The 23,710-nt window shown below is 29.8% G+C and carries 23 protein-coding genes; 16 read left to right on the top strand and 7 right to left on the bottom strand.

Going from position 1 to position 23,710, the window contains the following annotated elements; genetic code table 11:
* Positions 1–32 precede the first annotated feature (32 nt).
* From VJY32_RS06030 to VJY32_RS06020, 3 genes are all read left to right on the top strand, one after another.
* Positions 33–1,316: a T9SS type A sorting domain-containing protein gene (locus VJY32_RS06030; RefSeq protein WP_353676997.1), complete on the top strand. Its 1,284-nt coding sequence runs from the start codon at positions 33–35 to the stop codon at positions 1,314–1,316.
* Entirely contained in the window at positions 1,313–2,125 is an 813-nt protein-coding gene (locus VJY32_RS06025) for a hypothetical protein (protein WP_353676996.1), read from the top strand. The genes VJY32_RS06030 and VJY32_RS06025 overlap by 4 nt, the downstream gene beginning before the upstream one ends.
* Before the next feature lie 292 nt (positions 2,126–2,417).
* On the top strand, positions 2,418–2,789 hold the full coding sequence (locus VJY32_RS06020; protein ID WP_353676995.1) for an STAS domain-containing protein: 372 nt from the start codon (positions 2,418–2,420) through the stop codon (positions 2,787–2,789).
* Here VJY32_RS06020 and VJY32_RS06015 read toward each other — a convergent pair.
* A complete protein-coding gene (locus VJY32_RS06015; protein ID WP_353676994.1) occupies positions 2,770–3,993 on the bottom strand; it encodes a peptidase U32 family protein in 1,224 nt (407 codons plus the stop codon). The two genes, VJY32_RS06020 and VJY32_RS06015, sit on opposite strands and share 20 nt — an antisense overlap.
* 70 nt (positions 3,994–4,063) lie before the next feature.
* On the opposite strand from VJY32_RS06015, the gene VJY32_RS06010 reads away from it, so the two are divergent.
* The 5 genes from VJY32_RS06010 to VJY32_RS05990 are packed head-to-tail and all read left to right on the top strand — an operon-like array spanning position 4,064 to position 10,041.
* The gene (locus VJY32_RS06010) at positions 4,064–5,185 is read left to right on the top strand and encodes an MFS transporter (protein ID WP_353676993.1); all 1,122 of its coding nucleotides are present in this window, start codon (positions 4,064–4,066) and stop codon (positions 5,183–5,185) included.
* Between the two features lie 57 nt (positions 5,186–5,242).
* Positions 5,243–7,138 carry a sensor histidine kinase gene (locus tag VJY32_RS06005; protein WP_353676992.1) on the top strand — a complete coding sequence of 632 codons (1,896 nt, stop codon included), beginning with the start codon at positions 5,243–5,245 and terminating at the stop codon, positions 7,136–7,138.
* A 15-nt stretch (positions 7,139–7,153) separates the two neighbouring features.
* Entirely contained in the window at positions 7,154–8,524 is a 1,371-nt protein-coding gene (locus tag VJY32_RS06000) for a sigma-54-dependent transcriptional regulator (RefSeq protein ID WP_353676991.1), read from the top strand.
* Positions 8,525–8,532: 8 nt separating this feature from the next.
* Positions 8,533–8,877 carry an STAS domain-containing protein gene (locus tag VJY32_RS05995; protein ID WP_353676990.1) on the top strand — a complete coding sequence of 115 codons (345 nt, stop codon included), beginning with the start codon at positions 8,533–8,535 and terminating at the stop codon, positions 8,875–8,877.
* A gap of 15 nt (positions 8,878–8,892) precedes the next feature.
* Positions 8,893–10,041: a SpoIIE family protein phosphatase gene (locus VJY32_RS05990; RefSeq protein ID WP_353676989.1), complete on the top strand. Its 1,149-nt coding sequence runs from the start codon at positions 8,893–8,895 to the stop codon at positions 10,039–10,041.
* A gap of 14 nt (positions 10,042–10,055) precedes the next feature.
* Here the strand turns inward: VJY32_RS05990 and nhaA are convergent, their stop codons facing one another.
* The 3 genes from nhaA to VJY32_RS05975 all read right to left on the bottom strand — a co-directional run bounded on the left by nhaA (position 10,056) and on the right by VJY32_RS05975 (position 12,193).
* Positions 10,056–11,210, bottom strand: coding sequence for a Na+/H+ antiporter NhaA (nhaA, locus tag VJY32_RS05985; protein WP_353676988.1), 1,155 nt, complete (start codon positions 11,208–11,210; stop codon positions 10,056–10,058).
* 145 nt (positions 11,211–11,355) lie between these two features.
* Positions 11,356–11,547 carry a hypothetical protein gene (locus VJY32_RS05980; protein WP_353676987.1) on the bottom strand — a complete coding sequence of 64 codons (192 nt, stop codon included), beginning with the start codon at positions 11,545–11,547 and terminating at the stop codon, positions 11,356–11,358.
* Positions 11,548–11,581: 34 nt separating this feature from the next.
* Positions 11,582–12,193: an SCO family protein gene (locus VJY32_RS05975; protein ID WP_353677066.1), complete on the bottom strand. Its 612-nt coding sequence runs from the start codon at positions 12,191–12,193 to the stop codon at positions 11,582–11,584.
* A gap of 157 nt (positions 12,194–12,350) precedes the next feature.
* On the opposite strand from VJY32_RS05975, the gene VJY32_RS05970 reads away from it, so the two are divergent.
* The 5 genes from VJY32_RS05970 to VJY32_RS05950 all read left to right on the top strand — a co-directional run bounded on the left by VJY32_RS05970 (position 12,351) and on the right by VJY32_RS05950 (position 17,004).
* Positions 12,351–13,502 (top strand): T9SS type A sorting domain-containing protein, encoded by a 1,152-nt coding sequence (locus tag VJY32_RS05970; RefSeq protein WP_353676986.1) that lies wholly within the window; start codon positions 12,351–12,353, stop codon positions 13,500–13,502.
* A gap of 173 nt (positions 13,503–13,675) precedes the next feature.
* Positions 13,676–13,996: a hypothetical protein gene (locus VJY32_RS05965; protein ID WP_353676985.1), complete on the top strand. Its 321-nt coding sequence runs from the start codon at positions 13,676–13,678 to the stop codon at positions 13,994–13,996.
* A gap of 57 nt (positions 13,997–14,053) precedes the next feature.
* Entirely contained in the window at positions 14,054–14,989 is a 936-nt protein-coding gene (locus VJY32_RS05960) for a YitT family protein (RefSeq protein WP_353676984.1), read from the top strand.
* Positions 14,990–14,992: 3 nt separating this feature from the next.
* Positions 14,993–15,985: a methyltransferase gene (locus VJY32_RS05955; RefSeq protein WP_353676983.1), complete on the top strand. Its 993-nt coding sequence runs from the start codon at positions 14,993–14,995 to the stop codon at positions 15,983–15,985.
* An 8-nt stretch (positions 15,986–15,993) separates the two neighbouring features.
* Entirely contained in the window at positions 15,994–17,004 is a 1,011-nt protein-coding gene (locus tag VJY32_RS05950) for a hypothetical protein (RefSeq protein ID WP_353676982.1), read from the top strand.
* On the opposite strand, the gene VJY32_RS05945 is transcribed toward VJY32_RS05950, so the two are convergent.
* Positions 16,967–18,547: a sensor histidine kinase gene (locus VJY32_RS05945; protein WP_353676981.1), complete on the bottom strand. Its 1,581-nt coding sequence runs from the start codon at positions 18,545–18,547 to the stop codon at positions 16,967–16,969. The genes VJY32_RS05950 and VJY32_RS05945 overlap by 38 nt on opposite strands.
* 116 nt (positions 18,548–18,663) lie before the next feature.
* Here VJY32_RS05945 and VJY32_RS05940 point away from each other — a divergent pair, with 116 nt between their 5' ends.
* Positions 18,664–19,371: a pseudouridine synthase gene (locus VJY32_RS05940; RefSeq protein ID WP_353676980.1), complete on the top strand. Its 708-nt coding sequence runs from the start codon at positions 18,664–18,666 to the stop codon at positions 19,369–19,371.
* 35 nt (positions 19,372–19,406) lie between these two features.
* On the top strand, positions 19,407–19,841 hold the full coding sequence (locus VJY32_RS05935; RefSeq protein WP_353676979.1) for a hypothetical protein: 435 nt from the start codon (positions 19,407–19,409) through the stop codon (positions 19,839–19,841).
* Between the two features lie 2 nt (positions 19,842–19,843).
* Here the strand turns inward: VJY32_RS05935 and trmB are convergent, their stop codons facing one another.
* Positions 19,844–20,491: a tRNA (guanosine(46)-N7)-methyltransferase TrmB gene (gene trmB, locus VJY32_RS05930; protein WP_353676978.1), complete on the bottom strand. Its 648-nt coding sequence runs from the start codon at positions 20,489–20,491 to the stop codon at positions 19,844–19,846.
* A gap of 342 nt (positions 20,492–20,833) precedes the next feature.
* Between trmB and VJY32_RS05925 the strand changes: the two genes are divergently transcribed.
* Positions 20,834–21,262 carry an FKBP-type peptidyl-prolyl cis-trans isomerase gene (locus VJY32_RS05925; protein ID WP_353676977.1) on the top strand — a complete coding sequence of 143 codons (429 nt, stop codon included), beginning with the start codon at positions 20,834–20,836 and terminating at the stop codon, positions 21,260–21,262.
* A gap of 192 nt (positions 21,263–21,454) precedes the next feature.
* Here VJY32_RS05925 and VJY32_RS05920 read toward each other — a convergent pair whose 3' ends face one another.
* Complete coding sequence (locus VJY32_RS05920; protein ID WP_353676976.1) at positions 21,455–23,458, bottom strand: GDSL-type esterase/lipase family protein; 2,004 nt, start codon at positions 23,456–23,458, stop codon at positions 21,455–21,457.
* Positions 23,459–23,710 lie beyond the last annotated feature (252 nt).

The following is a 23,710-nucleotide window of genomic DNA, read 5'->3' as shown; positions in this document are numbered from 1 at the left end:
GAACTTGTTCTATACATAAGAAAGAGGTGAGTATGAGAAGAAAAATTTTTATGATGCTGATATTATTTGCCCTGCCTGTACTTGCACAGAATTATGAATGGCAGGTAGTAACCGGCTGGGATATGAAATTTCCTGTTTCAGGAGGTCAGGTAGTCTATGACACAGTTAGCAATAAATTTTATGTGCTTGGCGGAGAAAATTCTTCTAAAGAAATTGTTGATTGGATTCAGGAATACAATATTCTTTCAGGTGAATGGAAAATTGTGGGTAAAATGAGTCAGCCAAGATATTTGTTTGTAGCAAATATCTGGCAATCGCAAATTCTTTATTTTGGCGGTGTGAGTGAATTTGCTCAAGAAAAAAATGTAATGGAATCATGGAATTATAAATTAATTCCATCAAACCCTGTTGTTTTTGATACTCAGGATAATTTTGCAAGAGCATTTTCTACTGGATATATTAAAAATAATTTATTGTATATCATAGGTGGTGAACCCATTCCCAGCGGAGTTCATGAACTTCCTTATATTATTGGGTATGATTTAATAAACAAAAAAATAAATTTTACTTACGGAACAACAAGTCAAAATCAACCAAAGCAGCAGATGAGTATTCTTCTTGATAATAATATTTATATTTTTGGTGGAATTTTAAACGGTGCGCTTTCTTCTATTAATAAATTTGATATTAGTAAAAATAAAATTGAAGAACTCACGCAAAAACTTTCAACTCCCCGAGCTGGAGGAGTTGCAATTTATAACCCTGTATTAAAAAGAGGTTTTATTATTGGTGGTTTTAATGAAACAGATAAAGCTCTCAAATCAGTTGAAGCAATAGACTTTTTGAGTGATGGAAAAGTTCTTATTTATTCATTTCCCCCGCTTAAATATGCAAGAAGAAATCCAATGGCAATTAATTATGGAAATACAATTGTTGTTTTTGGTGGAAGAGACGAAAATGGAAATATTGTTCCATACCTTGAAAAACTTGTAACACTAACAACTAAATCTGATAATGAAGAAGAAAATAATCTGCCAAAAACAGATGCATTATTTCAAAACTATCCCAATCCTTTTAATCCAAATACAACAATTTCGTTTGAATTATCAAGATATTCATCGGTTTCGCTTGATATTTATTCTTTACTTGGTCAGCACGTAATAACATTGAAACAGGGAAATCTTCATGCTGGAAGATATTCTGTTGAATGGAATGGGAAAGATAAATATGGTAAGGAAGTTCCGGCAGGAGTTTATTTTGTATGTTTGAAAACTGATATTCTTATTCAAACCAGAAAAATGGTTCTTCTCAAATGACTAAAAAAAATTTTTTCTTTTTATTGTTTTTATTTTCATTAAATATTTTTGCTCAGGAAATCTCATTTGAGAAAGTCAAAAGAGAATATGATTCTTTTGAGTATGAAAATGTTATAAAATATTCAAATGTGTTGTTAAAAGAAAAATCTTTGCCCGATACACTTTTAATTGACATTTATTTAATGAGAGCAGTATCTTTTTATTCACTTGGCTTTGAAGATTCAACAAAAGAAAGCTTCAAAGAAATATTGAAGATAAAAAACGATTATAATGCTGACCCTTCAAAAATATCTCCAAAACTCATTGCTCTTTTTAATCAGGTAAAAGTTGATTTTATTAATACATTAAAATCAGAAACTCCTTCACAGGATAGCACACAAATATTTTCAATGCAAAAATCTTTTGACTATTCACTTGTAAGAAATTCTTTGATAAGAAATGTTTTTCTGCCTGGTTCGGGACAATTTTACTGTGGTCTAAAAACAAAGGGCTCAATTCTTGGAGTTCTTTCTTTAATTAATCTTGCCAGTGCAGTTTATTATATCTACGATACAAATAAAAAAGAAAATGATTATTTGAATGAAGTTGATAATTTATTGATTCAACAGAAATATGATTTATACAACAAATCATACAAAACAAGAAACATTTTATTAATCTCTTACATTGCTCTGTGGGTTTATAGTCAACTTGATTTATTGTTTTTTAATGATGATGAAATTTTCATGAATGAAACTATAAAATCAGAGTCTAATTCATTTATGATGATGAGAAATGAAATTCAGTTGAGTATTAGAATTCCATTTTGATTTCCACAAATACTGACCGAATAATTTTCCTATGATACGAAAAAAATTCGCACAAAAGAAATTAGAATGCTGTGAAATATTTAAAAAATTCAGTTTGATTAATGGCACTTAAATTGTGCATTGCTTATACACACACAAACAAGCTCCGTCCTTAAGAGGCGAAGGTGAGTTTAAGTTTCAGTATCCTTCGCCTTTTTTATTTTTAAAACAAACTGAGCTAAAATATTACATAAAAATTTTCATAACAAAATGAATATTCATATATTAAGTTTAGAAAAAATTTTGTTCACCAATGGAATTTAAAACTGAAAAATATAAAGATGTTGCAGTAGTTCATGTTTATTTAACGAGAGCTACTTTAACAAAAGCTGTAAAATTCAAAGAATTTGTTGCAGAAGTTATAAATGAAGGAACAAATAAAATTATTATCGACCTTACTTTATGTGAATATATCGATTCAACATTCTTAGGTGCTTTAGTTTCCCAGTTGAAAAAAGTTAATTCTTTGGGAGGAGATTTGAGATTGGTTTACAATAAAGATGTTCCCTCGCTTGTTTTTATGGTAACACGAATGGATAAAGTATTTAAAGTTTTCTCAACCCTTGATGAAGCTTTATCGAGTTTTGGTGTAATAAATTCAAAACCTAAGCTTGAGTGGAAATGATTTTATAAACCTTGTCGTTTTCTCTTACAAGTTCTTTACAAGGGAAAGTAATATCAAATCCCTTTTCGGCTTTGATGATTTTATTTTCTTCTTGCATCATTTCTTCTATTTTTAATTCAACTATTCCAGTAGTATTTCCAATAATGTAGATTGCATCACCAACAATTAAATCATTAGCTTCTATTTTCACATAAGCAATTTTATTTTTCTTGTAATAGTTCAAAACTTTGCCAATATAAATTTTTCTTGTGGTTGCAATGCTTCCGTATGCGTTTGCATAACTTTCAATTCCCGGAGTTCCAAAATAAAATCCTTTTGAAAATCCACGGTTATAAACTTTTGACAGCTCTTCTGTTAATTTTAATTTAATTTCATCTGTTAATTTGTTTTCGAAATATAAATCTATAGCATTTCTATACACTGATGTAACTTTGTAAATATATTCAGGACTCCTTTTTCTCCCTTCAATTTTGAAGGCATCAATTTTTGCTTCAATTAATTTATCGATAAAATCAATTGTGCATAAATCTTTTGGAGAAAGAACATAACCATCACCTATTAGTAAACTAAATTTTTCATCTTTATCATAAATTTCATATTCCCTTCTGCAGGGCTGAAGGCATTCTCCTCTATTAGCACTTTTATTAAATACTTCGTGACTCATAAAACATCTGCCGCTTACAGCTATACACATAGCTCCATGTATAAAGGTTTCGATTTCAATATCTACTTTATTTTTGATTTCTATGATTTTATCAAGTGTGCATTCTCTTGCAAGTACAATTCTTTTTGCTCCGAGATTTTTATAGAATTTAGCGGCTTCGGAATTTGAAATTGATGCTTGTGTGCTTACGCAAAATGGCATATCATATTCTTTACACTTTTGGAGAACTGATAAATCCCAACCAATTATCATATCAATTCCGTTTTCTTTGGCAGCAAGAATAATTCTATCTAATTCGTCAAGTTCATTTTCGAAAATTATAGTATTTAATGTAAGATGAGATTTAATTTCATTTTTTCGACATATTTTAGAAATTTCTTTTAAATCCTTCAGTTCGAAGTTTTTTGCCATTGCCCGCATATTCAGGCTTTCAACACCAAAATAAATTGCATTTGCCCCTGCTTTAATTGCTGCATTAAGCATACTCCAGTCCCCGGCAGGAGCTAAAAGTTCAGGTTTATTTTTATATTTTGCTTCCATTATATTCAAATGTAATTAAAAGACATTGTAAATCTATTTATTTAACAAATAATCTGCTTGTGAAATAATCATGCATAAAAATTTTTATATTGCTTTAATTGGGATTGGTATAGGAGGAATTGGATTTGGTCTGGTTACTCCTGTTACAGTAATGCTTCTTGAGCATAATAAAGCTCCTGCATTTATTACTGGAAGCATTACAATGGTAAATTATTTGAGTGTTGTATTATTCTCGCCATTGGCTGGAATATTAATAGATAAATTTAATGTTAAGAAAATCTTAGGATTGGGTTTGTTGATATGGTCATTAGGTGCACTGCTACATGTTTTCTGGTATGTATATCCTTTATTATATGGAATTAAATTCTTGATGGGAATTGGTGGTACAATGATTTTTGTTTCAACAGAATTTATAATTAATTATTACAGTGATGAAAGCAACAGAGGAAAAAATATAAATCTTTATGCAGTAATTTTATCAATTGGTATTGCTGCCGGAACCATTTTAATATGGACAATTAAAATTGCTTCATGGCTTCCTTTTGTTATTGGTTCTACGATAATGTTTGTAGTGTTCATACTTCAGGTAATGGCGTTTGAAGAAATTGAGAATGTGTATTTGGAAAAAGAAGTAGAAAAAATGTCTTTCGCAAAAATGCCTTTGTTAAGTATAATATCTTCTGCTTTGTATGGCTTTTTTGAATCATCAATTATTGTTGTAATTCCGATGTTTGGATTAAGAAATTTATTTGATGTAAATCAGGTCTCATATTTTATTGCATCATTTGTAACAGGTGGTATATTATTGCTTTACCTAATTGGGTTTATAAGTGATAAATATAATAGACGTAGTCTGTTGTTGTTAATTTCACTTTTATTATGTGCACTTATGATGCTTCCATCAATTAATACTAATTTTATTTTCCTGATTGGTGTATTCTTTCTAATTGGTGGAATAGTTCCAGCTATCTATACAGTTGGTCTAAGATATACTATTGAAAAAGTAGAAAAAAAATTTATGGCACAGGCAAATGGTTATTTTATAATGATGTATGGAGCTGGAACTATAGCCGGACCAATTTTAGGTGCAATGCTTGTAGATTTTGATAAAAGATTCGGCTACTGGTTCTTTGCATCGTTTATATGTTTGTTGTATTTTGTTTTTTTTCATAAGTGGAGAAATAAATCTTAGTATGTTTACTTAAATGAATTTATTATTTTAGAATAAAATTTATAGATATTTTTATAAATGATTAATAACTCGATAAATATTTTAGAAATACTTGAAGAAATTGATGTGCCTGTATTAATTAATTACCCCAAAGCAAAACAAATTGTATCAAATAGTAAATTAAAAAATCTGTTCGATAATCCAGAAAATTTTAATATAGACTTTTGGGATAAAGAAAAATTTTATGATACAAATAACAATCTGTTATCAACTCAAGAATTACCTTTCATTAAAGCAGCAAAGGAAGAAAAAAGCATCCCATTTTTTAGATTAAAGTATATTGATAAAAATTTATCAGAAAAATTTTTTATTGTTAATTCATTGTTTATTCCCGAAAAAAATGACGAATCTTATGTAATCTCCTTATTTACAGATGCAACAAAAGAAATCGGGATTGAACAATTATTAAAAGAATCAATTGGTAGCATTCAGGCAGTTCTTTATTCAACAAGTGCAGACGGTAGTGAATATTATTTTATTACAGAGGCAGTAAGACAATTATTCGGTTTTACTCCCGAAGAAATTTATGAAAATAAATTCTTAATTCTTCGAACAATAGCAAAAGAACATTTTGGAACATTTAAAAAGTTTATTGAAAAATTAAGAGCTGGAGAACCATCTATCGTTGAATATAAAATGAAAGATAGATTTGGAAAAGAACACTGGGTTAAACATTCTGGTGTTCCAATATTAAGAGGTGGTAAAGTTATTAGAATTGTGGGAATAATTCTCGATACAACAGAAGAAAAGATTACGAGACTTAAACTTGAAAACTCGGAAGAAAAATTTAGAATGCTGATAGATACAGCAGACGATTTGATTTTTATATTAAATGGATTTGGCTATTTTAATATGGTGAATAAAAATGGTGCAAATACACTTGGTTATAAACCCGAAGAGATGATTGGAAAGCACTTTCTGGATTTTATCGACAAAGAAGATGAACCTAAAATTGCCGAAGCTTTTTCAAAAATTTTGACAACACAAGAAAAAGTTGTTTTTGAAGCACCATTTGTTGACAGATTTGATAAAAGAATTACATTTGAAGTTCATTCAAAACCAATGATAGTTGACGGCGAAGTTTCTGGCATGATTGGAATTGGAAGAAATATTACAAATAGAAAAATTGATGAACAGAAAATTCGTGATTTAAATGCTAAACTCATAGAAGCTAACAGAATAATATCAATTGAAAGAGAAAGAGCCCGTCAAAAGATTAGTCTGCTTGAAGAATTAAGCAAACTTAAAAGTGAGTTCATATCAAATATTTCACACGAATTAAGAACACCGCTTGCTTCAGTTGTAGGTTTTGCAGAAACCATTGCAACAGATGAAGATTTACCTCGCGAAACAATAAAAGAATTTAGCGAAATAATTTTGAGCGAAGGAAGAAGGTTGGCTAAAATTATTAATGATGTTCTTGATTTTTCAAAACTAGAATCTGGCGAAGAGGAATTAAAGAAAGAAGAATTTGAAATTAAGAAACTTGTGGATGAAACCGCTGCAGAATTTTCTGAGGATATTAAAAAGAAAGAAATTGTTTTGTCAAAAGAGTATCCAGAAAAAGAAATAAAAATTTATGCTGATAAAAAAAGAATAAAACAGGCATTAAGTAATCTTATTTCAAATGCAATTAAGTATACACCAAACGGCGGAAGAATTTCTTTGATGATAAATGATTATGATAAAGAAATGGAATTTACAATTAGCGATACAGGCATAGGAATTCCTGAGAAAGAAATTCCGAAGTTGTTTCAAAAATTTAGTAAAATATACAGACCAAATGCACCAGTCTCTGGAGCAGGAATGGGTCTTGCAGTGGTAAAACAAATAGTCGATTTGCATAAAGGTATTATCAGAGTAAAAAGCGAAGAAAACAAAGGAACAACATTTATTATTAGATTACCCAAATAAATTTAAGAGGGTGAATTGGAAAAATTAATTTTTATAGTTGATGATGAAGAATCAATATTAAAAATGCTTACACATTGGTGTAAAAACCAATGGGGTTACAAAGTTAAAACATTTCTTTCCGGCGCTGGTGTGATTGATGCTCTATCTGAAGAACCAGATTTGATTTTGCTTGACATTATGCTGCCGGATATTAATGGTAATGAGTTGCTGATAAAAATAAAACAGCAAAATCCACAGTTGCCCGTAATTATGCTTTCTGCACAGGGAAGTATTGAAGTTGCAATTGAATCAATTAGACTTGGGGCTTTCGATTATTTTCCTAAACCGATTGACAAAAATAAACTTGAATCTGCAATCCGAAATGCAATTAAAAATTATGACCTCGAACGAGAGTTGAAAAAGCTGAAAGAAAATATTCAAAAAGAATACAGCTTCGATAACATTGTTTCTGCAGATAAAAAAATGCAGGAAGCCTTTAAAATGGTTTCGAAGGTTCTTGATAATGATATAACAGTATTAATTCAAGGAGAAAGCGGAACTGGAAAAGAATTAATTGCAAGAGCAATTCATTATAATGGAAAAAGAAAAAATGCTCCATTTGTTGTAGTTAATTGTGCATCAATACCAAGAGAACTCTTAGAAAGCGAATTATTTGGTCATGAAAAAGGTTCGTTTACCGGAGCCCATCAAAGAAAAATAGGTAAGTTTGAATTGGCAAATGGCGGCACAATATTTCTTGATGAAATTGGTGAAATGGAAATGTCTCTTCAAGCAAAAATACTTCGCGTTATTCAGCAAAAAGAATTTGAAAGAGTTGGAGGTAATGAAGTAATTAAAACTGATGTAAGAATTATCTCTGCAACAAATAGAGATTTAAAAGAGTGTGTTGATAAAAAACTTTTCCGAGAAGATTTGTATTATAGATTAAGTTCTTTTCCTATTTATATTCCACCATTAAGAGAAAGAAAAGCAGATATAGTTGTTTTAATAGACCACTTCATTAAACAATTAAATGAAAAACACGGTAAAAACATTAAAGGTGTAACAAAAAATGCCCTTAAACTTATGTATGATTATAACTGGCCTGGAAATGTTCGTGAACTTGAAAATACTCTCGAAAGATGTATGATTCTTACTGATGGAGATTATATTGATGTTGATGTGTTACCCCCTTCTATTACTTCTCAAACAATAGCTGTAGATTCTAAAACTGCTCTCTTTTCAGATGATTCTCCAATAATACCAATTGAAAAATTAGAAGAACTTGCCATTCGACATGCTATCAAAGCAACAGGTAGAAATATGGTTGAAGCAGCAAGAAAATTAAAAATTGGGAGAGCAACTTTGTATCGTTTAATAAAGAAATATAATATAGAAATTAAGTAGGAGCCATTATGGAAATTGTAGAAGAAATTATTGATGATATTGTTGTTGAAATAATAAACACTGAAAGAGCAACATTAAAAGAATCGAGCAATTTAAAAAATATGATATATGAAAAAATTGATAAGGGTTATAAAAATGTGATTATTGATTTGAGTAAAGTTGATTTTATAGATTCAACATTTCTTGGAGTAATTGTAAATGCTCTTAAAAAAGTAGCGAATCTAGGAGGCGATTTAAAACTTGTTGGATTTAAACCTGCTGTAAGATCAATGTTCGAATTGACAAGATTATTCAGAGTATTTGAGTCGTATCCTGAACTGCAGGATGCAATTAGAAGCTTTCAGAAAAATTAAATCTGGAGTTTAACTTTGTCAGCTGTTGAAAACAATAAAATATCCGGTAAAATTCTTCTTGTAGAAGATGAATTTAATATAGCAAAACTTTTTATGCACAATTTGAGCAAAGCAGGATTTAATTGTGAACATGCTTCAAATGGAAAAGAGGGATTAAAACTTGCTCATGAAATTAAACCTGATTTGATTATTAGCGATATAATGATGCCCGAGATGGACGGATTCGAATTTAGAAGAGAATTGCTTAAAGATCCGGAATTAAAAACAATCCCATTTGTGTTTCTTACTGCAAAAGGTTCAGAAGAAGATATTCTTAAAGGATTTGATTTAGAAATCGAAGATTACATTATCAAAACTGCAAGTCCCAAAGTTGTTATTGCAAAAGTGTCGGCAATTCTAAAAAGTCTGGAAAAAGAAAGAGTGAAGGTAGTTGACGAAGTACAAAGAGCCGCAGATTCTATGGTTGCTACTGTGGTTCCAGATGTGCCGCCAAAATTTCAAGGACTTGAAATTAATCAATTGTATATGCCATATAAAAATGTACCCGGTGGAGACTTTATAGATTATTTTAGTATAGACGATAACAATATTGTAGTAATACTTGGGGATGTTATGGGGAAAAGATGGGGAGCCTGGTATTTTGCTGTTGCATATGCTGGTTATGTTCGCAGTGCTGCAAGATTTGTTCTTGAATCTTCTAAAGAATTTAAACCAAGCGAAATACTTCAAAGAATTAATGAATCTGTTTACAAAGACGAAAGAATTTCAGAAGTCTTTATAACACTTTCAATAATAATTATTGATGTAAAAAATAAAATTGCAAAATATTCTGGGGCTGGTGACTTACCAATAATTCATAAATCTTCCAAACAGGCAAAATACATTCAATCAACTGGGTTACTGCTTGGATTTAGTCAATCAGGACAATATGAAGACCATGAAATTAAGTTACAAACGGGAGAAGAAATTATTTTAATTACTGATGGCATAACAGAATCAAGAAATAAAAAAGGTGAACAATATGGTCAGGAAAGATTAATCAATTTTTTGAGTTCATTATCTTCGAACGACAATACAATTGATGCGCTGAAAAAAGAAATTATGAATTTTACTGATGGTGAATTAGAAGATGATGTTAGTATCATTTCAATTAAGATGACTTAGTTACTTATTTAATCTTAATCGCTTTCATTTTCTATTGTTTCTTTTAATGTTAATCTTAAAATAATGTAGCCAATTGTACCTGCAATTAACGAAGCAAGCAATATTGCTATTTTTGAACTGTTGATTATTTGTATGTTTTCGTAAGCAAGAAGTGTGATAAAAATTGACATTGTAAATCCTATACCAGCAATAAATCCAACCCCAATAATGTTTTTCCATTTTAATTCTGATGGAAGTTGACAAAGTCTCAATTTTACCCCAGCATAAGATAAAATTGTTATTCCTAAAGGTTTACCAATTACTAAACCTAAAATAATTCCCAGGCTATAATTTTTAATTAAATTATTATAAAGTTCAGTTTCAATTGCAATGCAGGTATTAGCAAGAGCAAAAATAGGAAGTATAATAAAAGCTACAGGTTTGTGTAAAAAGTGTTGAAGTTTATATGATGGTGATTTTTCTCCTCCATCAGTAAAGGGAATTGCAAAAGCAAGCAATACTCCAGTTATAGTAGCATGAACTCCAGAATGAAGCATAAAATACCACATTATAATTCCACCAATTATATATGGAGCAAGGCTGTGAACTTTTAATCTATTTAATAGAATCAAAATAACAAATATTCCAAGAGCAATAAATAAATTTAAAAAGGAAAGACTGGTCGTATAAAAAATAGCAATAACTAAAATTGCACCAAGGTCGTCAATTACAGCAAGAGCAGTTAAAAATATTTTGAGTGATGCGGGCACTTTATTTCCTAAAAGGGAAAGAATTCCAATTGCAAAAGCAATATCTGTTGCCATTGGAATTCCTGCCCCGGACTGTGTTTCAGTTCCAAAATTTAGAGATAAGAAAATAGATGCAGGAATAATCATACCTCCAACCGCAGCAAAAATTGGCAGAGAAGCATTTTTTATATCTGATAATTCACCCTGATAAATTTCTCTTTCCAGTTCCAAACCAATTAACAAAAAGAATATTGCCATCAATCCATCATTAATCCAGTGCGCAAGTGAATGTCCTCCAATATCATGATTCCAGAAATTAATGTAACTGATTTGCCAAGCGGAATTAGCTAATAAAAGTGAAATTACAGTCATAATAACGAGGATAATTCCACCTGCTTTTTCGCTTTCAAAAAATTCTGCAAATAATTTGGTTAATTTCATTATTCTTATTCTATTTTGTTATCTTAAAATAATGGTAAATCTGAGAATTGTAGTTTCAAGATATAAAAATGATGCTCTTATTCAAACAAAATTTTTAATTTTTGCTATAGTTGATTGGTTATGTTAGGAAAATCCCTGCTCAATTTTATTTAATTTCTTTTCTTTTTTTATTGTTTTGATTTTTATCTAATTCGGGTGTCATTCTTTTTTCTGCAGGAATTGCAAATACAAACCTTCCTTTTAATACGCAGCCTGGTCTTCCGGGAATACAATCTTTTTTTAATCTTATACAATAACTTTTTTCACTATCTATAAATTGACATGAAAATGAGCTCATAAATATTCTCTCTATTTTTTAATCTTTTTAAAGATTATAAATTTTTTATATCATTAATTATTTCTTCAATATTGACTTTACTTCCCACATAATTTTTTCTAACTCTTCCAAGTTTATCGAAAAGCTGAATTCTATCTGTGTGAATGTAATAATAAATTTTTCTTCCATCTTTCAATATTGTTGAATCCCCAGGAATTACAAAAACTTCTGCTTTTTTAATTAATGAATCAATTACCTTTTTTTCTCCAGTTAGAAACTGCCAGTTTTGTAAATCAAGATTTCTAATCTCTGCAAAATTTTTTAACACTTCAGGTGTATCCTGCAAAGGGTCAAAACTTATTGAGACAAGTTCTACCTCATTAATTTTTTCTTTTTTCAATTTCTCTTGAATTAACCGCATATTATTAGTTGTAAGGGGACAAATATCCGGACAGTTTGTAAATATGTAGCCCACAATAATTATTTTACCTTTGAAATTAGAAGGAAAATTTATTTTCTCTTCGGACTGATTAATCAACGAAAAATTTTCATGACTAAAATCTTCAATCACCGGCAAATTATTATTGCACGATGATAATAAGATAATAAAGATAAAGCTAAAACAGATTGTTTTAATTAACCGTGATTCAATTTTTTTTATATACATTTTGGTTAATACCATAATTTTATATTTTTCATACCAAGAGTTTGTTTTCATAACAAATTTAATAACAATTTAGTTTTTATAAATGAAACAAAAAATTTTTCTGCTGATTTTTTTAATCTTTTCAGTAACTCTATATTCTCAGCAATATATCAGAATAATGACCTACAACATTCATGATTATACTGCTTACAATCCTACTCCTGCAAATCCAAATCAATTTGATTGGGATAATCCTGCTTTAAAATATGTAATAAATTATGTTTCACCGGATATCCTTGTTTGTCAGGAAGTAAGAGATAAAGCTTCAGTAAATCAACTACTAAATTATGTGCTTGATAACAAATATGCAGCAGCAGAATTTGTTGAATCAACAAATATGAATAGTGTATTGTTTTACCGGGATGATAAATTTATTTCACTTGGTAATATTGTTCATCAAGCAGAAACACGGCCAATCAATGAATTCCCTTTAATCAACAAGTTTACAAATGATACATTAATAATTTTTTCTGTTCACTTAAAAGCAAATACGCTTACAGGAGATAATTCAGAAAACATGCGAAGACGAGCTGTAGCAGTGGATTCATTGAGAAAAAGAACAGCACAACTTCCAGCAAACAAAAATTTTATTGTGCTTGGCGACTTTAATACTTTGTTCGGTTCAGAATCTGCAGTTCAAAAATTAATTGATAAAACTGTAAAAGGTTATGTTATTGACCCGCTTGATGCTATTGGTGAATGGGGCGATAATCCTCTTTATGCCTTTACACATACAATGTATGCTAATAATTTGACAGTTCGTTTTGACATGATATTAATTTCACAGGCAGTAAAAGATTTAGGTGGAATTGAATATGTAAATGGCACATATACAATTGTAGGAAATGATGGCAATCATTTTAATAAAGCAATTAATTATGGCTTTAATTCTTTTGGAAAAGAACTTGCTGACTCTTTAATTTCTGCATCAGACCACTTGCCGGTGTATGCAACTTTTAAATTCTCTGGCTCTACTGATGTAAAAGATGATTACAAATATGGTTTATATTATCTCAAACAGAATTATCCAAACCCTTTCAATAATGAAACTACTATAAATTATTCAACTCCATTTGCATCGTTTGTAACACTGAAGGTTTATGATTTGCTCGGAAGAGAAATAGCAACAATTGTTGAAGATTTCAAATCTGCTGGCAATTATCAAGTTAAATTTTATGCAGATACGTATTTTCTATCAAGTGGAATTTATTTTTATAAATTAACTGCACAAAATTTTTCTGAAATTAGAGCAATGGTTTATATTAAGTAATTATGTGAAACTTCTGAAAAATATATTTCAAATTGACTGTCATTCTCGCTGCCATAGACATTTCAATGGAAGATAGCGGGAATCTACTTAATAGTTAATGGATTCCTGGTTACACAGGAAAGACGAATTGAATTTTTAAGAAAACTATATTTTAATTAAAATAGAAATCAATTATGTCAGAAGAAGAAATTTATTCTTTATTAATTAAGAAATTAAGCAAAGATTTATCAATTCCTGGTGAATCTCTTCCTGCAAAGGCTGAACAAAAATTTATTAGGGAATATTTGATTGAAAAGGTTAAAGAATTAATGTCCCAAAATTTTGACAGGTTTATAATTAATCTTTATAGAATAGATGTTGATGAAAATAAAGTTCATGAAATTTTGCATTCGAAAGATAAAACAACAATTCCTGAAAAACTTGCTGATTTAATAATCGAACGACAGCTGCTGAGAATAAAAACTCAATTAATGTATAAAAAGGGAGAGTTATAAATTTTTTTTACTCTTTCAGTCTCACTATCTTTCAGAAGAATAAAATAATATTTTGATATGATAAGAGAAATTTTCAATAAGTACCCAATCATTGATTATATTGCAATTGTTTTTGGTTCTGCAATAATGTCAATTGGAATAGGAGTATTCCTTGTAGATGCGCGTGTAGTTCCAGGTGGAGTTAGTGGTCTTGCTATGGCAATTTATTATTTATCGGGGAACAAAATTTCAGTTGGAATTCTTGTCTGGCTGCTGAATGTTCCTTTATTTATCTGGGGATTAAAAGAATTAGGTAAAAAATTTGGGATGAGAACTTTTGTGGGATTTTCTCTTAATTCATTTTTTATTGATTTATTCAGAGGTGATATTCCAGGTTTGCAGTCAATTCAACTTCATAAATCTCAAGCTGTATTAGACCTTTACAAAAATGATTTTCTCTTTATGATTATTATTGGCTCTGTTCTTCTTGGAGTTGGGCTTGGAATCATTTTTAAATTCAAAGGCACTACAGCTGGTTCTGATATAATTGCTTCTATACTTCACAAACGATTTGGAATTAAACCCGGTCAGGCAATTATGATAATTGATTTTTTTGTTATTGCACTGGCTGGATTTATTATTGATATCAAGAATCTTTCACCGGAACGTCCAGCATTAACTTTAACATTTTATGCTGTGTTTTTGTTGTTCGTATCTTCCCGTTTAATTGATATGATAATTGATGGCTTTGATTATGCACGTGCAGCTTATATTATCTCTGATAAATTTAATGAAATAACAGAGTCAATTCTGAATGAAATGGGACGCGGTTGTACAGCAGTTAAAACACGCGGAGCTTTCCGAAATGTCGAACGCGAAATGTTGCTTACTGTAGTTCCTTTAAGAGAAGTTTCTAAACTTGTTGATGTGGTAAAATCAATTGACCCATCTGCATTTGTAATTATTTACAATGTTCATGAAGTGCTTGGTGAAGGTTTTAGAAGAAGAATATAAATTATGAATTCCTCAGAAAAATTTTTAACAGCAGAAGATATTAGAAATATTGCATACTCATTCCAGCAAAGCAGAATTCTTTTGACAGCAGTAGAATTAAAAATTTTTACTGTTATTGATAAACACATGCTTACATCAAAAGAAGTTGCCAGTAAATTAAATATAGATGAGAAAGCAACAGATAGATTAATGAATGCTTTGTGTGCAATGGGTTTATTGAAAAAGATTCATGGTAAGTTTTATAATTCGGAAAGTGCATCACAATTTCTTGTAGAAGGAAAACCTGAATTTATGGGAGGATTATTTCATACAAATGAATTGTGGAAAACATGGAGTACTTTAACTGAAGCAGTAAAAAAGGGAACCTCAGTTTATAAAAGAAACCTTGAAAATTCACACTGGACAAATTCATTCATTGCTGCAATGCATTATCGCGCATTGAAAGAAGCTAAAATTGTTTCATATATGATTGAACTTAAAAATGTTAAGAGAATGCTCGACGTAGGTGGTGGCTCGGGTGCATTTACAATGAAATTTGTTGAATCTAATCCTGATATGAAAGCTGTCATTTTTGATTTGCCAGAAGTTATTCCATTGACCAGAAAATATGTTGAAGAATTTTTATATAAAAACAATATCTCTTTTATCGAAGGTAATTATCTTACCGATGACATTGGTAACAACTTCGATTTGATTTTTCTTTCTGCAATTGTTCACAGCAATAGTTTTGATGAGAATATATTGTTGATTAGAAAATGTGCTGATGCCTTAAATAAAAATGGACAGATTATAATTAAAGACTGGATAATGGATGAAGACAGAACTAAACCTGCGGGGGGTGCACTATTTGCAGTTAATATGCTTGTCGGAACTAAAAATGGAGATACCTACACAGAATCTGAGATGAGAGATTGGCTTAACAATGCAGGTATTTCAAAAATTGAAAGAAAAGATACAAGTTTTGGATTTTCTCTTTTAATTGGTAAAAAAGACTGATAACAGTAATGAAGAAATATTTATTTTTATTTTTTATTGTGATTACAGCATGTAGCACCAGAAAAGATATTAACGAAGTATTACAAGGAACTTTTGTAGTTAGAACAATACCTCAAAATGATACTATTGAAATTGAGCTTAATAAAAAATATTTCAAAGAAATATTAATTCTTCTGCATGAAAATTTTGATAATGACAGAATTAAAAAACTTCTTGGATTGAATGACATACAATATGAAGAAAAAATAAATTTTCTTTATGCCAATAGTCTTATTAAAAAGAAAGATGACGGAGCTTTTGTTCCATCATGCATGATTATGGATTTTGAAAATCAGAAACAATTAAAAAAAATAGCAAAGCCAATCGGGAAAATTGTAGCAGAAATTGTTGTTGCACGTCTCCCAATGATTAGAAATTTTTATTCAGAGCATTTTACGAAAGTGAGTTCTAAACAAAAATCAGAACTTCAGAAAAATTCTTTTGAAGATTTATCTTTGTTTTTATTAAGCAATGTAGTATTGAATAAGTGGCAATTAGAAAATATTCAGGAAAGATTTATAAAATCTTCCCCACCAAAAAGAGGGAACAAAAATTTTTATGCAGCTCTTTTTCAGTTAAAAGATGATAACGATTCATTAATTTATTCTGAAAAATCAATTAATGATTCTATGAAGGTATATTCGAAGAATTTTTTTGTTAAAAATTATTTTAATGTGGCCTCAAAAAATTTTTATAATTATAAAAATGTTATGTTAAAAATAAACAAGAGTGATGAAAAATATTTTGAACAAATAGCATCGATAATTACAAAGGATTTAATAGAAAATCTCGACAAACAAAAACCGAAACTTGTTAAATATTATCTAAATTCTGTTTATAAAGAGGAAACATCATTCTGGGAATGGTTAAACTGGTTGTATCAATTTATAATTGCTGAAGCTACTGATGAACTTATTCGAGAAGGTTACATAAAGAATAATTCTATAATTTATTTTGCACAACAGTATGATAAGAATTAATTGAGTGACTGTTGCCCGATTGAAATATTTGAAATGTAACTCTTATGGTGGTTCCAATTCCTTTTTCGCTTTTTACTTCAATTATTGCATTGTTTAAGTCACAGTATTTTTTAACGAGTGCAAGTCCTAAACCCAGACCTTCATATGTTCTTGTATAACCAATCTCTTCTTGATTAAATGGGAAAAACAATTTGTCCATAAATTCTTTTGTCATTCCAATTCCCGAATCACTTATTTCAGCATATAAATTATTTCTCGCATCTCTTCCAATAGATATTTTTACAAATCCTTTATCGGTATATTTTATTGCGTTATCTATCAAATTTTCAAATATCTGTATTGTACTGTATTCATCTATTCTAATTTTTGAATTATTAGTAGAGCTTTCAAATCTGAAATCTAATTTTTTAACAGAAGCATCGTGTTTAAATTCTTGATAAATATCATATATCAAAGAATACAAGTCTCGTTCTACAAATATTGGTGTGTAAGAATTAGTGTGCATTTCAGACATATTCAAAATTGTATCTATCGTTCTTATCAGTCTACGGCTGGATAAATTTATTAAAGTATAGTAGTCATAAATTTCAGGGTCAACGTAATTATTTGTAAGTTCAATATATTCTTTAATAAGTTCAACAAATCCAAGTATTTTTTGAAGCGGACTCCTTATTTCATGTGACATTTGAGATAGGAAAGCGGTTTTTAATCTATCTGATACTTCTGCTCTTTCTTTTGCTTCGATTAGCTGTTGTTCATATTTTTTTCTTTCAGATATATCATTTACAATATCTGCGTGAATATATTGACCTTTATATTTTATAGTATCAACAAATATTTCTACGGGATATTCTCTTCCAGATTTTGAACGATGAATTGTTTCGAAAACATATGAATTCTTTTCAAGTGTTTTTTGCCAGTGTTCTTCCCAATTTTCCCTTTTTATATTGGGGTCAATATCGAACACAGTCATTTTTAAGATTTCTTCTTCAGAATATTCCAAGGATTTGCAGGCAGCTTTATTTGCATACAAAAATTCCCCTTTGCTGCCCACCCAGACAATTGGAATTCTTGCGTTATCAACAGAGTAGCTCACTAATTCTAATTTTTCCTCTTTCTCTTTGTAATGTGTAATGTCATATAAAATTCCATGAATAATTTTTTTATCATCTTTAAATGTTGTTGCTATATCTTTAATCCATACTATATTGCCATTTTTATGAACTATTCTGTATTCATTATCAGCCGTATAGTTATCGGATAAAGCTAAATTTTTTGCTTCGTTTAAAAATTTATTAACATCTTCACTGTAAACAATATCTATCCAGAATTTTTTCCCGCTCATAAATTCTTCAACTGAATATCCCGTAAGTTCTTCTACATTTCCTTCCATAAAAGTTATCTGCGGATGTCTAACATCAATTTGATAGGCAATACCGTTAAGGTTTTTAAGTATTAGTTTATTCCTCTCTTCGCATAGTTGAGCTCTTTCATTTAAAAAAGAATTTTTATTTCTAAGTATTTTTTTAAGAAAATTTTTCAAAGCAAGCACTCGCAAAAAATGGTAGATTACTACTTAATAATCGAAAATGCGGGGGAATTTTTGAACTTTATAGAACAAAAAAGTTATTTTTAATTAAGACAATTAATTAACTGAATATGATTGTAAGTCTTCCACGCGCATTATCAAAACTTGGTTATTGTTCTCGAAAGCAGGGTGAAAAATTAATTGCTGAAGGTAAAATACTTGTAAATGGAAAGATAATTACGGATATTCATAAAAGAGTTAATCTGAACAAGGATAAAATATCAGTAGAAGAGGAAGTTATTAATGAATCCCTGAAAATTTATATTGCTTTGAATAAACCGCGTGGTTTGATAACAACAAGGTCTGATGAAAAAAATCGTGATACAGTATTCAAGTGTTTTGCAAATTATAATTTGCCCTATATATTTCCAGTTGGCAGACTTGATAAAGCAAGCGAAGGACTCCTGCTTTTTACTAACGATACACAATGGGCAAATAAAATTTTGAATCCAGAAAATTACATTGAAAAAAAGTATCATGTTAAAATTGACAAAATTGCAGATGAAGATTTAATTAAGAAACTTGTAAATGGTTTTTATGTAGATGGAGAATTTTTAAATGTAAAAAGTGCAAAGATAATAAGGTGTGGTAAAAAGAATTGCTGGCTTGAAATTGTTCTTGTTGAAGGAAAAAACAGGCACATAAGAAGAATGCTGTTGAATTTAGGAATTAATGTTTTGAGATTAATCAGAATTTCAATTGGACAGATTAAATTAGGAAATCTTGAAAAAGGTAAATTTAGATATTTGACTGATGATGAAATAAAATCATTCAAATAAATTTTTTATTAATGATATTATGAAAGGAATTTAATATGAAAAAAATAATCATCAGCAGTTTAATCATATTTACTTTTTTATTATCCTCTTGTTTTGAACATGATAGTGTTATATCTCCCGAAATAAAAAAATATTCTGTTAAATTAAATGATTCTATTGTGGTACAATTAAGCTACAAACAAGAAATTTTGCTTGATGATAACATAGCAATAACTTTTGATGATGTTGCTGCAGATTCAAGATGTCCACTTTATGCAATTTGTGTATGGGCAGGTGATGGTGAAGTAAAACTTAGTATTTCAAAAGATGATGTAATTACTCAAACTTCGCTGCATACAACCTTAGAACCTAAGTCTGCTGTGGTGTTTGATTATGTTATCAAATTAAATTCATTAATGCCTTATCCCGAGATTGATAAAGAAATTAAAAAGGAAGATTATAAGATTGAGTTAATAATTAAAAGGATATAGATTCAGTTATTGAACGAAAAGCAAATCAGCTTAATTTTTTTTCCATCTGCTAAATGTTGTTTTTCATATTTTGTTTGAATTTTTTCTTCCTCGGTAAGTGAATTTGATTTGTAAAGGTCTTCTGTAGCTTTATGCAATATTAAATTTTCTTCCTCAATTACTTTTAATGTGTAAGAATATAAAGTTTCGTCATCAGTCTTTAAAAATATTTTTCCTTCAGGCAATAAAAGTTTTTTATACACTTCAAGAAACCTTGGATGAACAAGACGTTTTTTCATACTGCTTCTTCTTGGATATGGATCGGGAAAAGTAATCCAGATTTCATCGGTTTTTATTTGTTTGAAAATTTCATCGAGTTTTTCAATATAAGCAATTAAGAAAGCCACATTATTCAAATTTTCTTTAGTTGCATTTTTTGATGCATTCCATAGTCGTGCAGCTTTTCTATCTATTCCTATAAAATTTCGATGAGCGTAAATTTTAGCAAGATTAATTGAGTAATCTGCCTGTCCACACCCCAATTCTAAAGTTACAGGTTTGGCTGTTCCAAAAAAATTTATAATTTTTTCTTCGACATTTTCCTGTTTATAATCAAAAACATTTTGAAAAGTTCTAACTTCAGCAATTTTGATATGTTTTCTTCTTGGCATACGTTTTTAGAAATTTTTATTCACAAAAATATATAATTATATCTACTTGAGTTTATGAAAAATGGAGAATAATAACTTTCGATTAGAGGTAGATTTATATTTTATTGTAAAAAGCGTGTGAAAAAATTTTCAAATAAAATTTTTAATAAATATATAATTGTTTATATTTGAGCAGGTTGCTACTCGTTCACTTTGTATTCCACGCTGTTGCAACTCGTTTATTAACAAATCCATAAAAAAGGAAATCATTTCTGTAAGGACTGAAAGAATTTCTAAAGTGGTATAAACAAATTAACAACAAATCAAAAAGAAACGACTTAAAGTCGTTGGAGGTAATTTAATATGGCAGTAGCAAAAAGCGGCGATACTGTAAGAGTTCACTATACAGGAACGCTGAAAGATGGTAAACAATTTGATTCATCAATAGGCGGTGAGCCTTTGGAGTTTACCATAGGCGATGGAACAATTCTGGAAAAATTCGAAGAAGCTGTTATTGGTCTGCAGCCCGGAGAATCTATAGACATCACAATTCCGGCTGAAGAAGCTTATGGTGCTCGAAGAGATGATTTGATTATCAAAATAAGCAATGCAAATCTTCCGCCGGATTTAAATCCAGAAGTTGGAATGAAACTTCACATGCAGACAGCAGATAATCAAATTCTTGCTTTGCGTGTTGTTGAAGTATTGCCTGATGGTGTAATGATAGATGCAAATCATGAATTAGCTGGCGAGGATTTGAACTTCAATATTCAGTTAATCGAAATTTTGTGATAGATTAATCAATAAATATTTTTCTTTTTTGCATCTGTTAAAATATTTTAAGCGACCTATATAATTATGGGTCGCTTTTTTTATAATTGTTCTGCTCCTTCCGGCTTTTTCAATCAGTTGAAATATTTATTAAAAAAATTGAACCGTATTATCTATCCAGCAAAAAAATTTTTTTACTTGAGAAGGGCAAATCTATCGTAGCAATATTAGTTTTTTTGTTTGTGAAAAGGAGCCGGCAATTAATCTATAAAAATATACTCCACTTGATAAGTTTTCAGCATTCCAATTTATTGAATAAATACCCGCTGGCAATTTTTCTGATACTAAAGTAGATATTTCTTTTCCAAGAGTGTTATATATTTTTAATGATACAAATGAACTTCTTGAAATACTAAAATTTATTGTTGTTGTTGGATTAAAAGGATTAGGATAATTTTGCTCTAATAAAAAATCGTATTGTAATTCTCCAGGAATAAGATTAGCTATCACTAAAGAATCAATTCCGCCAAGTTCACTTGGAGTAGATATATCATTTGTTATGCAAAGTTTGTCAAAGAAGGCACCATCTTCACGATAACCAATTTGAATTGTGTGATATCCTTTTGATAATTCGTAGCTGTTTAATTTTTTCCATTCCCAGCCATTAGTTTTTAATCCATTAGCATTATAAAATTGATTATTGTCGACAGTTATCCAGAATGAATCGTCATCGTATGTGGGGCAATTTATGCGAGCAAAAACATTGTAAGTTGTGTCATATTCTACTTTAAATGGTATTGTAAGCAAATCTTCCTGAAGGGCTGGTGGAGAATTAAGAGATTGAATTCCAGTGCGAACAGTTATGTACTTTCCATTAGAAGCAGCGGCATCGGATATAATATTATAATTGCTTCCTTCTTTGACAAATCTTTCTGCTTCGAACCAAAGATATTCGAGATTACCCTGTTGAAAAGTTGTATCTTCACCTATAAATAAATTTAAGTCAATAGACTCTCCCATTTTTTTGTAACCATCAGCATCTGGATGCAAACCATCATTCTGAAATGAAGAGATAATTCTTAATGTATCCTGAGGGTCACGCATAATTTTATCGAAATCAATAAATGCATCAAAATTTCCTTTAGTGCGAATCCATTGATTTACAATACTTCGGCATGTTTCACTATATTGATTGTAATATTGATTTCCCTTAAATGGCATTATGGTAGCACCGTAAATTTTTATATTCTTTGCATGAGCTTTTGCTATCATTTGTTTATAAGCTTCAATAAGATTGTTTGCAATGTTTTTCGCTGCTTCTGAAGTTTTTACACTTCCAATATCATTTACTCCTTCAAAAACAATAATCCATCGTACACCTGACTGACCAAGAATATCTCTATCGAATCGACTTACTGCTGATGGACCAAGACATTGTGACAACACACAGTTGCCGCCTATTCCAAGATTTAATACACCAATGTGTTGTGTCCTTGAATCTTTGAGAAGTTGTTCTGAAAAAATATCAGTCCATCGATTTTGCATGTTTGTTGTTGAACCTCTTCCATCTGTAATCGAGTTGCCAAGAATTGCAATAGATGCATAGTTTGATGGAACTAAAACTTCAATTGCATTAATATTATACCAGTGGTCAGTTGTAACTGCACCTGTAAAATCTTTTACTTCGGGATTATTTCCGGAAATTATATATGAGGTTGTCCGAGAGCCGGGGTGACCTGTAACAGTTGATGATGTTTTTCCATAATAAATTGTGATTGCAACATCCATTCTTGGTTTTAAAGGAAATGCAATGGGGTCTGATATAACTGCGGTTCCAGGACTTATTGTAAATTCTGATTTTCCATTAAAAGTTAACTCTTTGTTTGTTGATACATCAATGGAACTACCTCCGGTAGATGCAGCTATTTGAACTGACTTTATTTCAACTGATTGGTAACTAAATTCGTTAGAGAGTTTAAGTCTTATAGAATCACCACCAATGGAAACCCTCACAATCTGTCTAAGTGAATTATTTGTTAGACCTGGAGATGGAGGCATGTTGTTCGGTTCTACAAGTTGAGGTGCAGTAGCCCATGTGCCAACCCATTTTTTTGATTGTCCTAAAAGATATTCTGTGCAAAACAATAAAAAGAAAATTAATATGATTGTGTAAGAAAGATTGGGTATGAAAATTTTAATAGAATTTTTGTTTCTCATGATATTTCTCGAAAGTTATTTGGTGATTAATTCAAAATAAATGCTTGCATTAAATAAATTTATCGTCAAGATAAAAAAAGATTTAGTGAGAACCAAAGTAAGAGTTCAATAACAGTATTAGTTTTTAATTTTTAAAAAAGATTATTGAAAAAAATTAATTATTATCAAATAATATTACTTTGAAGAGTAATTAAATGGCAGGTTCAAAAATCTTTTGATATGATTTTTAAAAATGGGGGTGTCTAAAAAGTA

Source organism: Rosettibacter primus, assembly GCF_036860675.1.
Classification (GTDB): Bacteria; Bacteroidota; Ignavibacteria; order Ignavibacteriales; family Melioribacteraceae; genus Rosettibacter; species Rosettibacter primus.
The sequence above is the reverse complement of the archived record's forward strand: the minus strand, read 5'-3'. Positions and strand labels throughout refer to the sequence as shown.

Coding starts and splice junctions, on each gene's coding strand:
- VJY32_RS06030 (WP_353676997.1), top strand. CDS start 33: ATGAGAAGAAAAATTTTTATGATGCTGATATTATTTGCCCTGCCTGTA.
- VJY32_RS06025 (WP_353676996.1), top strand. CDS start 1,313: ATGACTAAAAAAAATTTTTTCTTTTTATTGTTTTTATTTTCATTAAAT.
- VJY32_RS06020 (WP_353676995.1), top strand. CDS start 2,418: ATGGAATTTAAAACTGAAAAATATAAAGATGTTGCAGTAGTTCATGTT.
- VJY32_RS06015 (WP_353676994.1), bottom strand. CDS start 3,993: ATGGAAGCAAAATATAAAAATAAACCTGAACTTTTAGCTCCTGCCGGG.
- VJY32_RS06010 (WP_353676993.1), top strand. CDS start 4,064: ATGCATAAAAATTTTTATATTGCTTTAATTGGGATTGGTATAGGAGGA.
- VJY32_RS06005 (WP_353676992.1), top strand. CDS start 5,243: ATGATTAATAACTCGATAAATATTTTAGAAATACTTGAAGAAATTGAT.
- VJY32_RS05995 (WP_353676990.1), top strand. CDS start 8,533: ATGGAAATTGTAGAAGAAATTATTGATGATATTGTTGTTGAAATAATA.
- nhaA (WP_353676988.1), bottom strand. CDS start 11,210: ATGAAATTAACCAAATTATTTGCAGAATTTTTTGAAAGCGAAAAAGCA.
- VJY32_RS05980 (WP_353676987.1), bottom strand. CDS start 11,547: ATGAGCTCATTTTCATGTCAATTTATAGATAGTGAAAAAAGTTATTGT.
- VJY32_RS05975 (WP_353677066.1), bottom strand. CDS start 12,193: ATGTATATAAAAAAAATTGAATCACGGTTAATTAAAACAATCTGTTTT.
- VJY32_RS05970 (WP_353676986.1), top strand. CDS start 12,351: ATGACCTACAACATTCATGATTATACTGCTTACAATCCTACTCCTGCA.
- VJY32_RS05965 (WP_353676985.1), top strand. CDS start 13,676: ATGTCAGAAGAAGAAATTTATTCTTTATTAATTAAGAAATTAAGCAAA.
- VJY32_RS05960 (WP_353676984.1), top strand. CDS start 14,054: ATGATAAGAGAAATTTTCAATAAGTACCCAATCATTGATTATATTGCA.
- VJY32_RS05955 (WP_353676983.1), top strand. CDS start 14,993: ATGAATTCCTCAGAAAAATTTTTAACAGCAGAAGATATTAGAAATATT.
- VJY32_RS05950 (WP_353676982.1), top strand. CDS start 15,994: ATGAAGAAATATTTATTTTTATTTTTTATTGTGATTACAGCATGTAGC.
- VJY32_RS05940 (WP_353676980.1), top strand. CDS start 18,664: ATGATTGTAAGTCTTCCACGCGCATTATCAAAACTTGGTTATTGTTCT.
- VJY32_RS05935 (WP_353676979.1), top strand. CDS start 19,407: ATGAAAAAAATAATCATCAGCAGTTTAATCATATTTACTTTTTTATTA.
- trmB (WP_353676978.1), bottom strand. CDS start 20,491: ATGCCAAGAAGAAAACATATCAAAATTGCTGAAGTTAGAACTTTTCAA.
- VJY32_RS05925 (WP_353676977.1), top strand. CDS start 20,834: ATGGCAGTAGCAAAAAGCGGCGATACTGTAAGAGTTCACTATACAGGA.
- VJY32_RS05920 (WP_353676976.1), bottom strand. CDS start 23,458: ATGAGAAACAAAAATTCTATTAAAATTTTCATACCCAATCTTTCTTAC.